10 protein-coding genes and 1 pseudogene are annotated in these 11405 nt (G+C 64.7%); 5 read left to right on the top strand and 6 right to left on the bottom strand.

Annotated elements, in window-relative coordinates:
- Nucleotides 1-75: pseudogene (locus J2Y63_RS03910) on the top strand (transposase); the annotation flags it as partial.
- A 149-nt stretch (nt 76-224) separates the two neighbouring features.
- On the opposite strand, the gene J2Y63_RS03915 reads toward J2Y63_RS03910, so the two are convergent.
- The 6 genes from J2Y63_RS03915 to J2Y63_RS03940 form a co-directional block, all read right to left on the bottom strand.
- Entirely contained in the window at nt 225-809 is a 585-nt protein-coding gene (locus J2Y63_RS03915; RefSeq protein WP_435265041.1) for a DJ-1/PfpI family protein, read from the bottom strand.
- 25 nt (nt 810-834) lie between these two features.
- Nucleotides 835-1335: a GNAT family N-acetyltransferase gene (locus J2Y63_RS03920; RefSeq protein WP_256120799.1), complete on the bottom strand. Its 501-nt coding sequence runs from the start codon at nt 1333-1335 to the stop codon at nt 835-837.
- Between the two features lie 231 nt (nt 1336-1566).
- A complete protein-coding gene (locus J2Y63_RS03925) occupies nt 1567-2022 on the bottom strand; it encodes a hypothetical protein (protein WP_435265042.1) in 456 nt (151 codons plus the stop codon).
- A gap of 68 nt (nt 2023-2090) precedes the next feature.
- Nucleotides 2091-3767 (bottom strand): ABC transporter ATP-binding protein, encoded by a 1677-nt coding sequence (locus J2Y63_RS03930; protein ID WP_435265043.1) that lies wholly within the window; start codon nt 3765-3767, stop codon nt 2091-2093.
- A 77-nt stretch (nt 3768-3844) separates the two neighbouring features.
- Nucleotides 3845-6178 (bottom strand): glucose/quinate/shikimate family membrane-bound PQQ-dependent dehydrogenase, encoded by a 2334-nt coding sequence (locus J2Y63_RS03935; protein ID WP_435265044.1) that lies wholly within the window; start codon nt 6176-6178, stop codon nt 3845-3847.
- A gap of 151 nt (nt 6179-6329) precedes the next feature.
- On the bottom strand, nt 6330-7835 hold the full coding sequence (locus J2Y63_RS03940; RefSeq protein ID WP_435265045.1) for a protein adenylyltransferase SelO: 1506 nt from the start codon (nt 7833-7835) through the stop codon (nt 6330-6332).
- Nucleotides 7836-7982: 147 nt separating this feature from the next.
- On the opposite strand from J2Y63_RS03940, the gene J2Y63_RS03945 reads away from it, so the two are divergent.
- From J2Y63_RS03945 to J2Y63_RS03960, 4 genes are all read left to right on the top strand, one after another.
- A complete protein-coding gene (locus J2Y63_RS03945; RefSeq protein WP_435265046.1) occupies nt 7983-8459 on the top strand; it encodes a hypothetical protein in 477 nt (158 codons plus the stop codon).
- Between the two features lie 176 nt (nt 8460-8635).
- Nucleotides 8636-10705 (top strand): caspase family protein, encoded by a 2070-nt coding sequence (locus J2Y63_RS03950; RefSeq protein WP_435265047.1) that lies wholly within the window; start codon nt 8636-8638, stop codon nt 10703-10705.
- Between the two features lie 68 nt (nt 10706-10773).
- Entirely contained in the window at nt 10774-11037 is a 264-nt protein-coding gene (locus J2Y63_RS03955) for an AbrB/MazE/SpoVT family DNA-binding domain-containing protein (RefSeq protein ID WP_435265048.1), read from the top strand.
- Complete coding sequence (locus J2Y63_RS03960; protein ID WP_435265049.1) at nt 11037-11396, top strand: type II toxin-antitoxin system PemK/MazF family toxin; 360 nt, start codon at nt 11037-11039, stop codon at nt 11394-11396. Before J2Y63_RS03955 ends, J2Y63_RS03960 begins: the two co-directional genes overlap by 1 nt.
- Nucleotides 11397-11405 lie beyond the last annotated feature (9 nt).

Here is an 11405-nt window from a genome sequence, read left to right on the forward strand (position 1 = left end):
ACCCGATACGACCGGTGCGCGCATACTTTCTTCTCAGCCATCTGCATCGCAGCAACCGTCATCTTCTGGCTTTAATCAATGAGTCCTGAGCCTAGCCATGCCGAAGTAGCTTCCTGCTGAGGTCTTGCGGCGGACTTTGTCGCGATCAGACTATTGCCCCTGAGCCGTGAAATCCATCACGGCCCGTGTATCGCTCTAATGAATAATTTTGATACTGAAATTCTTCAGGCGGGCGCCTCGCGATGCTCGTCGCCGTACATGCCGAGATAGCCGAACAGTTCGTCCGAGCCGAGGCCGATGGCGTCGAGGACTTCTCGGGCAAAGCTGACGGGTGCGGCGCCCGAGGCGGTGATGACGCCGCGGTCGCGCACGGCCTGCGGCTGGTTGCGGTAGAGCGCTTCGCCGCGATAGGCGGGGCCGACCTGTTTCATCTGCCCGGCGAAATTGCCGGTATGGGCGCGCTCGTCGAGGAGGCCCAGGCGGGCGAGTTCCAAGGTGGCATCGCAGATCCCGGCGACGGGCTTGCCGGCGGCCATGAAACGCCGGACCGGAGCCGATAGGTCGGGCGCGGCATCTGATTGCCAGATCGTGCCGCCGCAGAGCACCAGCACGTCGAAAGCGTCGGGCGAAACCGTTTCCACTGCACCGGCCGACGTGATGGAGACGCCGCCGAGCGAGGTGACGCCGGCGGCGCCGGGCGTCAGCACCACGGTCTCCGCCCCGCCGTCGCCGCGCGCCGTCGCCATCAGCAGCCCGCATTCCCAGTCGGCGTAACCCTCCGTCAGAACGATTGCCAGTCGCTTCGCCATGATGGCCTCCTCTTGTTTCGGCGCTTCAGCCCAGCGCCTGTACGTAGCGCATGCCGGTGACCGGGCCGGCGCGGAAATTCATCTGCTCGTAGAAGCGGTGCGCGCCGAAATTGCCGGTCGCGGCACTCACGGAAAGGTAGCCGCAGCCGGCAATGCGGGCGTGCTCGCGGGCGCGGGAAACGAGGTGGCGGCCGATGCCGTGGCCGCGATTGTCCTTGCGCACGAAGATCTGGTGCAGCTCCATGCCGCGCAGGCCTTCGAGCGCGCGGTAGAGCGGAACGAGCAAGGCGTAGCCGATCAGCCGCCCGCCGGCTTCCGCCACAAGCGCCGTAACCCAGGGATTGTTGCCGAACAGGTCGCGGTCGAGATCAGCAGCGGAAATCCTGGCGGTGTCGCCGTGGCATTCGGCATGCAGCGCGATCATGTCGAGGATCTGCTGCAGGTCGCCCGGGCGCGCGGCGCGGATGGTCAGCATCGGCGGGCGTTCGAGGGCGTTCGGTTCAAGCTTGATGACGGTATTGTGCATTTCGGGCTCCTTCGGTTTTCTGCCATCAGGTGCCTTAGAAACAACAAAGCCGCCTGACGGCGGCTTGTTGACATGATCAATCAGCCGCTCCTTATCGGAACAGCCAAAAATACGTTGCGACGATGTGCGTGCTCTTGATCATGGACGCGATATTCTCCGTTTCGCGCCGTTTGTCAATTGGTCCACTGCAAGAAAGGTGCAGGACAAAATGGGGATGAAAGCGGAGACTGGTCAGGCCTCCGCTTCCTCCGTGCCGGCGGCGGCTTGCCCTGCCGCCGTGCCTGCCTGCGGGTTCTCGTCGATGCCGAGCTGTTGCTTCATGGCGCGGCGGATCTCTTCCTCGATCGCGTCGCGCGCTTCCGGCGGAAGGGCCGCGAGGCTCTCTTCCGTCAGGCCCATCTCCTCCAGCATTTCCTTGCGCAGGCGCTCGGCCGGCGTCATCTTGGAAAGCTCCATGAATTCGGCGACAAGGCTGTCGCTGCCGTCCTCGGCTTTGTCGAGCTTCGCCTGCGTCAGCCACAGGGCATTGGCAAAGCCGGAAGAAATCGGCGCGGTGGGGCTGACGGTGGGGATGTTGCGGGCCGATGAACCGCCGCCGCCCATGCCGCTGTAGAGGCTGTCGTCGCTGGTCGGGGTGCGCGGCTTGCCGAGCGTGTAGGCGGAAAGCATGCTGCCGTCGATCTTCATGCAAATGGTTCCCTGAAACAACTTTAGGGAACCCTAGCGGTTGCAGCTTTTGCGAGACTTGCCGGTCCTTACACCTCACTCTCGACGCGGCCCGCGCCGAGGCGCACGACATGATCGGCAGGCGCGATGACGCTTTTGCGGTGGGTGACGGCAAGGATGGTGACGTCGCCGGCAAGGCCCCGGATATGCTGCATGATTCCTGCCTCCGTCGCCTCGTCCAGCGCGGAACTCGCCTCGTCTAGGAACAGGAATTCCGGATCGGCATAGAGCGCGCGGGCAATGGCGATGCGCTGCCGCTCGCCGCCCGAAAGCTTCATGCCGCGCTCGCCGACCATCGTCGCAAAACCCTCCGGCAGTCCCTCGATGAAGGTGAGAATCGCCGCTTTTTCGGCGGCGCGCTTCAGCCGCGTCGTGTCCATTTCACGGCCGAGCACGATGTTGACGGCGAGCGTATCGTTGAGCAACACCGCCTCCTGCGGCACGATGCCGACGGCGCTATACCAGTCGCGCTGCGAAACGCTGTCGAGATCGACGCCATCCACGGTGATGCGGCCGCTCGCGGGGCGGATCGATTTCAGCACGAGGCGCAGCAGCGTCGATTTGCCGGAGCCGGTCTCGCCGACGAGATAGGTGATGCGGCCGCGCTCGGCGGCAAAGCTGATATTCTCGACACCCCGGCCGTTTTCATGGGCGTAGGAGACCTTCTCGAAGGCGAGCCGGCCCTCGCCGGACGAGAAGCCGCCGGTGGTCGCCGCATCCGGCTCCTCGGGTGCTGCCCAGATGCGGGCGAGCGGCAGCAGGTTTGCGCGGGCGCGCACCACGTCGTCGATCGCATGGCCGATCATCTCGAAGGGCTGGTTGAGCTGCAAAAGCAGCGTGTTGAACAGCACGACATCGCCGACGCTGAACTCGCCCGCCCGGTAGCGCGGCAGGAGCAACAGGAAGGTGACGACGAACTGCACGGCAAGCCCCGCGCCCATCAGCGACGAGTAGCCGATGCGGCGGCGGCAGAAGGTGATCCAGTTGTCGCGCTCCTCTCCGGCCTTTTCGGAAAACCGCGCCCGCATCCAGCCATGGCTGCCGAAATGGCGCAGCGTCTCCATCGCCGTCATGGCATTGCCGACGAATTTCGCGTTCTCCTGGCCGGCCTTGATAGCATCGTCGAGATATTTGCGCGTGCGGTGGTTGGCGACGGCGGTGAGCGTGATGAAGGCGCAGCCATAGGCAAGAACGATCAGCACGATTTCGAGATTGATCGTCGCGCCGAGCATGACGAGGGCGAGCGCGATCTGGGTGGCGCCGGGAATGAACACGATGAGGGCGAGCTGCACGAGCGTCATCATCGCGCCTTCGCCGCGCTGCCCGGCGCTTTCGATCTCGGCGGGATTGTGCTCGGTGAAGAAGGCGGCGCTCTTCTTCAGCAGCCGTTCGAAGAGGCTGGTGCTGGCGATGAAGCTGAGGTTCTGCGCGCTCATGAAGGAGAGGTACTGCACCATGTTCTGAAGCGCGGCGGACGCGCCAATCAGCAAGGCATAGAGCACGAACCCCGCCGCCAGCACCTCGGCGAAACGGTCGGCCGTCAAGGTGTCGACGAGGCGGGAGAACAGATAGGGCGCGGCGACAGAGGAAATCGCCGAGAGGAAGACGATCGCCGCGACAAGCGCCAGCAGACCGCGCGAGGAGCGCCAGTAATTGACGAGAACATGTTTCACCGGCGCGGCGATCAGCCGCCAGTCGTCCGTCATGGGCGAACCTCCAGGGGAGCGTAGAAAGGCCGGCGCGGGGAGGCAACCCGCGCCGGCTGAAGCAGACCGACAGGTTGTTACGGCAGCGTATAAGCGATGACGTAGTCGCCGGGCTTGGTGCCGACGGAGCCGTGGCCGCCGGCGACGATCAGCACGTACTGCTTCTGGCCGACCGTGTAGGTCATCGGCGTGGCTTGGCCGCCGGCGGGAAGCCGGGCTTCCCAGAGCTGGTTGCCGCTCGTCACGTCATAGGCGCGCAGATAATCGTCGACGGCGGCACCGAGGAAAGCGAGGCCGCCCTTGGTGATGATCGGGCCGCCGATGCCGGGCACGCCGACCTTGAAGGGCAGCGGCAGCGGCGTCATGTCCATGACCGTGCCGTTCTTGTGCTTGTAGGCGATCTTGCCGGTGGCAAGGTCGGCACCCGCGACATAGCCCCATGGCGGCGCCTGGCAGGGAATGCCGAGCGGCCCGAGGAACGGCCCCATGAAGACGCCGTAGGGCGCGCCGTCATTGCGGTTGAGGCCCTGTTCGGAGCCCTTCTCGTCCTGGCCCTTCGGCGGGATCTGGTCACGCGGCACGAGGCGGGAGGTGAAGGCGAGGTAGGTCGGCATGCCGAACATCACCTGCCGCTCCGGATCCACCGCGACGGAGCCCCAGTTGAACGTGCCGAAATTGCCGGGATAGACGATCGTGCCTTCCAGCGACGGCGGCGTGTAGCGGCCCTCGTATTTCATCGACAGGAAGTCGATGCGGCAGGCGAGCTGGTCGAACATTGTGATGCCCCACATGTTCTTCTCGGTCAGCGGCGGGGGCGAGAAGGTGAGGTCGGAGATCGGCTGGGTCGGCGCGGTGAAATCCTCCGGGATCGCGCCGGTGGGCGCCGGTATTTCCTTGACCCCGATGATCGGCTCGCCGGTGCGCCGGTCGAGCACGTAGATGTCGCCCTGCTTGGTCGGGCCGACGAGGGCGGGGATCGTGGCGCCCTCGCGGGTGATGTCGATCAGCGCCGGCTGCGCCGGCACGTCCATGTCCCAGAGGTCGTGGTGCACCGTCTGGCGCACCCAGCGCACGGCACCGCTCTTGATGTCGAGCGCGACGATGGAGGACGAATATTTCTCGACATGCTCGCTGCGGCCCATGCCGAGCTGGTCGGGCACGCGGTTGCCGAGCGGGATATAGACCAGGCCGAGCGCCTCGTCGTAGCTGAAGACCGACCAGGAATTCGGCGAGTTGACGGTATAGACCTGGCCTTCCGGCAGCGGCGTCGTGACGTCCGGATTGCCGGAATCCCAGTTCCAGACGAGTACGCCGGAATTGACGTCGAAGGCGCGGATGACGCCCGATTGCGACTGGGTCGAATAGTTGTCGTTGACCGCGCCGCCGATGATGATCTTGCCGTCGGTGATGACCGGCGGCGAGGTGGAATAGTAGTAGCCGGCAGGGTTGAAAGGCATGCCCTGTTCGAGCTGCAGCACGCCGTTCTGGGCGAAGCTGGTGCAGACGTCGCCGGTGGCCGCGTCGAGCGCGATCAGGCGGGCGTCCGAGGTGGGCAGGTAGACACGCGTGGCGCAGGTCGTGCCGGCGGTGGCGGCGGGGTCGGCATAATAGGTCACGCCGCGGCAGGTCTGGTGCTGGCGGTCCGGGTTCATGCCGGAGTTGGAATCGTATTTCCACTTCTCCTTGCCGGTCGCCGCATCGAGCGCGATTGCCCAATTGTGCGGCGTGCACATGTAGAGCGTGTCGCCCACCTTCAGCGGCGTCACCTGGTAGGTGGTCTCGCCGACGTCGTCGGGCAGCTTCACGTCGCCGGTCTGGTATTGCCAGGCGACCTTCAGCGTCGAAACGTTGTCCGTGTTGATCTGGTCGAGCGGCGAATAGCGCTGGCCATATTGCGTGCGGCCATACTGGTGCCACTCGCCGGCGGGCACGTTGCCGCCGAGTGCGGGCGTGGCGTTGACGATATCGGTCGGCAGGTCGCCGGCCATGTCATGCGGGTCCTGCGTCAGCGAAAAACCGGCAACGCCGATCGCGACGAGCACGGCGACAGCAAGCGGCAGGGCGGAGGCGGCATAGCTCGTGCCGGTGGGGCTTGCAAAACCGAGCGGCCGGCGGATGGCGGGCAGCATCAGCCACAGGCCGAGCAGCACGATGACGCCGCCGCGCGGCCCGAGCTGCCACCAGTCGAAGCCGACTTCCCAGATGCCCCAGCCGAGCGAGCCGAGAATGATCAGCGCATAGAGCCACAGCGCCGCACTGGAGCGGCGCAGAAGCAGGATGGCAGTGACGATGAAGGCAATGCCGGTGACGAGGTAATAGGGGCTGCCGCCGAGCGACAGCAGCCACCCGCCTCCGCCCGTCAGCACCAATCCGATGATGGCGAAGAGGGCGGCGGTCAGCGTGAGCAACATGGCAGTCTCCGTTAGCGATGCCGGCCGGGGGAGGAGGGGGCCGACATGACGTCCGGCTCAAGGAGGGACGTGGGAGAAATTAGGGCGGAGCCGGGATGCTTCAATGCTGCCGCATTTCTAGTTTTTGCGCAACCTCTACTTGTAAAGCGCCTCACGTTCCGCAGAAGGTTGCCGTGATCTCCTCGCCGGGCCTTGGCGGCTCGGCATAGGCGGCGAAGGCCGGCTGGTCCTCGTAGGGCCTGGAGAGCAGGTCGTTCAGCGCCTCGAACAGCGAGAAATCGCCATGGTCGATCGCCGCATTCAGCGCTTCTTCGACCTTATGATTGCGCGGGATAAAGGCCGGGTTGACCTTGCGCATCGCCGCCGCCCGCGCCTCGGGCGACACGTCCTCCTGCGACAACCGGTCGCGCCAGGCGGCAAGCCACGGCGTCAGTGCATTCGGATCCTCAAGCAAGCTACCGAGTGCGGCATCCGCCGCGCTGTCTTCGGCGGCATCGGCGAGGCGCCGGAAGGCGAGCGTATAGTCGGCCTTCTGCTCGTAGAGGATGACGAGAAGGTCGCGGATCAGCGCCTGGTCGATCTCCTGCTCCTCGTCGCCGAGGCCGGTCTTGGCACGGATCACAACCTTCCAGTGCTCCTGGAACCGCTCCATGAAGCGGGTGACGGCGGCGTTCGCCGCTTCCAGCGCCTTGTCCTCGTTCTCGTCGAGGATCGCCAGCATCGCCTCGGCAAGCCGTGCGATGTTCCACTGGCCGATGGCCGGCTGGTTGCCGAAGGCGTAGCGCCCGTGCTGGTCGATCGAGGAATAGACGGTGCGCGGGTCGTAGCGGTCCATGAAGGCGCAGGGGCCGAAGTCGATCGTCTCGCCCGAAATCGTCATGTTGTCGGTGTTCATCACGCCATGGATGAAGCCGACGCCGAGCCATTTGGCGATCAGCGCCGCCTGCCGGTCGGCCACCGCATCGAGCAGCGCGAGATAGGGTTTTTCCGCGCCCTTGAGGTCCGGATAGTGCCGGTCGATGACATGGTCGGCGAGCACGCGCACGTTCTCGGTCTCGCCGCGCGCCGCAAAGAACTGGAAGGTGCCGACGCGGATATGGCTGGCGGCGACGCGGGTGAAGACGGCGCCCGGCAGCACCCGGTCGCGATAGACCGCCTGGCCGGTGGCGACGGCGGCGAGCGCCCGCGTCGTCGGGATGCCGAGCGCATGCATGGCCTCGCTGATGATATATTCGCGCAGCACCGGCCCGAGCGCCGCTCGCCCGTCGCCGCGGCGCGAATAGGGCGTCTGGCCGGCGCCCTTCAGCTGGATGTCGCGGCGCTTGCCGTTGCGGTCGATCACCTCGGCAAGCAGGATGGCGCGGCCATCTCCGAGCCGCGGCACGAACTGGCCGAACTGGTGACCGGCATAGGCCATGGCGAGCGGCAGCCCGCCGGGCAGCGCCACGTTGCCGGAGAAATAGCCCGCACCATGCCGCTCCAGCGCATCGGCGTCGAGGCCGAGTTCCTGCGCCAGCGCCCGGTTGAACTTGATCACCCGCGGCGCCTCCACCGGCGTCGGATCGACGGGCGCGAAAAAGATGTCCGGCAGGCGCGCATAGCTGTTGTCGAAGGCGAATGCCTCGCCCATGGGCTTCGGGTTGCTTGCCTCGTTCATCACGTCCTCGTCCGGCTTATTTCTCGTCTTCTATAGGTAGCGACTGGCGACAGGAATGAAAGGGTCTGTCCGCTTGTCGCCCTTTGGGCGGGGTGCTACCGTCTCGGGTGGAATTTGCCCGTCCGCCAATTTGGGGGTTTTGACAGGATGCGTTATCTCGCCCTCGTTTTCCTCTTCCCGTCGCTCGCCTTCGCCCAAAGCTGCGACCCCTGGAGCGCCGGCATGTCGGAAGAGGAAGAGGGGCGCATCATGATGGCCTCCGTCTGCCAGGCGGCCGGCGGCGAGACCTATGATCTCTTCCTGAAATGCGGCGCGGAAGGCGAGCTTTCCATGCGCTTCCTCGTGCAGGCGGCAGATTTTCCGCCGGGCGACGGGCCGGAGTTTTTAAGCCCGCTGCGCCTCACCGTCGATGGCGAGGCCTTCGATCGGCCGGCGCACCATGAGGCGATGGACAACGCGATGGTCAGCGATTTCCCGATCAAGGGGCCGCTCGTCGAGCGCCTCAAGGCCGGCAAGACGCTCACAATCGCCTATCCCGAAACGAAACTGCCGCCAGTCGATTTCCCGCTCAAGGGATCGAAGGCGGCGATCGACACGCTGGTGGCCGCCTGCACCGGCTCCTGACGGTAGATCCCCGTTTTGTCCCGCCAGGCCCTTGCGGGCCAAGCGAAGATCGAATTTCATAACCCACTGAATAAGCAGGCGGTGTCGTCCGTCCCTTTCTTCAGCATGTAATGGGTGAGCGAATTTCCGGTTGCCGGCGTACCGGCCGCCTCGGTCATGTCCTCAGGGAGGGTATCGTGCAGCGGACTATCCATCGGTTGATCGGGGCGCTTGCCGCCTGTCTCTTTCTCCTCGCAGCGCCCGCGGCCTTCGCCGCCGAACGCTACGCGCTCATCATCGGCAATGCGGAATACGAGGATGCCGAGCCGCTGGAAAACCCGCTGAACGACGTCGACCTCGTCGGCGAGGCGCTGGAGCGGGCGGATTTCTCCGTGACGCGTGTCACCGATGCCGACCATCTCGGCATGCTCTCGGCGCTCAACAACTTCACGCGGGTGGCCGAAAAGGTCGAGAACCCGGTGCTCTTCGTCTATTTCTCCGGTTATGCCGTTCAGATCGACGGCGACAACTACCTGCTGCCGACCGACGCCTCCGGCCGCACGCTGACGGGCCTGCGCAACCGCTCGCTCGCCGTCTCCGAGGTCACCGCGACGCTGCGCAAGCTTGGCACCGGCCTCAAGGTCGTGCTGTTCGACGCCGCGCATGACAACCCCTTCGTGCTGCTGCGCGATATTCAGGACGGCCTTGCCGAGCCGAAGAATGCCGACGGCATCCACTATGCCTATGCGTCGGCGCCCGGCACGACCTACGACTACGAGGGCACGCCGATCAGCCCCTTCGCCTCCGCCTTCGTGGATGCGATCAGCATTCCCGGCATCGTGCTGGAAGACGCCTTCCGCAAGGTCGGCGAGATCGTCAAGGAGCGCAGCAAGGGCAAGCAGGAGACCTGGCAGAGCGACGCCGACTACGGCAAGTTCGCGCTGAGCGCCAAGGACGCCAAGGTCGATGAGGCGGAAATCGCCTTCTACGAATTCGCCTCGCTGGCCGACAACCGCGAGGCCTATGACCGCTATCTCAGCCGCTATCCGGAAGGCGTCTTCGCCTATATCGCCCAGCGCAAGATCGATCTTCTCGGCCGCCGCTTCGAGGGTGACCACGAGGATACCGGCGAGATGCCCATTCTCTCGGTGTCCAACGACCGGCACGATCCCTGCGGCCGGCTCGAATTCGGCGGCAACCAGCGCGACCGCCGCCTGTCCGACGTCTACAAGGACGGCCAGCTCGTGCTGATCGATTTCAGCTTCTGGTATCCGCCGGAAAAGTGCGACTACCTCTCCTATTTCTCCACCGTCTATTCGCATGAGCGCCTGCGCAACATCATCACCTCGGCCAGCATTCCCGAGCGCCAGATCTATGTGGCGACCGAGGATGATCTGAGCCCCAGCGAGGAACGCGCGATCTACGACTATTTCGACGAGGACCGCCGCGGCTATTCGCAGTCGCTGATGTTCCGCGCGATCAACGAGGAGCGCCGCCACGGGCTCGGTATTGCGGTGAAGACGCCGGACGACAATGCCCGCGAATATGTCGACGAGGTGGAATGCGGCGACGGTTGCCTGCGCTTCCGCGGCCTCGTGCGCTTCCGCGACAACAGCGTGCGCTCGCTGGAGGACTACGAGTTCGAATTTGTCGACGTGCGCCGCCTCGGCTTCTACGACAAGTACCGCGATGCGCTGCGCGACTTCCCGCACGACGAACACGCGTCGAACGACAGTGTTAGCCACGACACTAAGACGGACAGCTACGACAGCGCCTCAAGCCACGAGACGAAGACGGACGCCTATGGCGAAAGCTCTTCGTCGAGCCATGACGACGGCTACGGTTCGGATGCCGACCCGTACCGGTCGTCGCGCTCGGTCGGCGGCTGGGACATCGTCGCGGACTTCTCTGACGACCGCCGCTTCCTGAACTGCCGCGCCATCCGCCGCAGCGGCGACGACCGCTACGCCGCTTTCCGCTGGTACGACGACGGCCACGTCACCTTCGGCTTCCAGGACACGTCCTACGATTATGCCGACGACTACACGAAGGACGCGAAATACTGGATCGACGACGGCCAGGGCTACGACGTCAGCGGCAAATCCTACGGCCAACGCGAAATCGCCTACGACCTTGGCAAGGACCGCTCGGTCATCGACGCCCTGAAACGCGGCAACCACATCCGGATCGGGGACGTGGAGACGAGCCTCAAGGGTTCGAGCGCGATGCTGAACGACTTGCAGGAATGCGTGGGGGCGTTCCGGTAGGCAGTCTCTCACCCTTGCGGCAGCCCAAATATGTGCTATTTTCGTAGCACATATTTGGAGATGTCCGCATGAGCAATACAGCGAAGATTCGCCGCCAGGGCGGCGCGACGGTCTTTAGCATTCCGCCAGCGCTGCTGAAGATGTTGGGCGCGGAAGTCGGTACGGAACTGACCCTGACCGTCGATAACGGATCGCTTGTCGCAACACCCGCGCAGCCGAAGAAGAGATACACGCTGGCGCAGCTTCTGGAAGGGGCTGACGAGATGGCCGACCTGAACAAGCAGGCCGCCGCATGGCAGGGCGGTCCGCGCGTCGGCAACGAAGCATTTTGATGGTTCGCAGCAATATTCCGAAGCGCGGCGACGTGTTCATCGTCGATCTCAACCCCGTCGTGGGCAACGAGATGAAGGATGAACACCGCTGCGTCGTAATAACCCCGCGCGAGATCAATGCCGTCGGCATCTGCCTTGTCGTGCCTATCACGACGGGAGGCGCCTTTGCCCGCCGCGCCGGGCTGGCTGTCAACATTTCAGGCCACAAGACGACGGGCGTAGCACTTTGCAACCAGGTGCGGGGACTGGATATCGTCGAACGGGTGAAAAACAAGACCGCCCGCTTCATCGAAACGCTGGACAGCTACACGACGGATGAGATCGCCGCCCGCGTGGTCAGCATGATCGATCCCGCATAACATGCAGCG

Source organism: Shinella sp. BE166 (assembly GCF_051201095.1).
Classification (GTDB): Bacteria; Pseudomonadota; Alphaproteobacteria; order Rhizobiales; family Rhizobiaceae; genus Shinella; species Shinella lacus.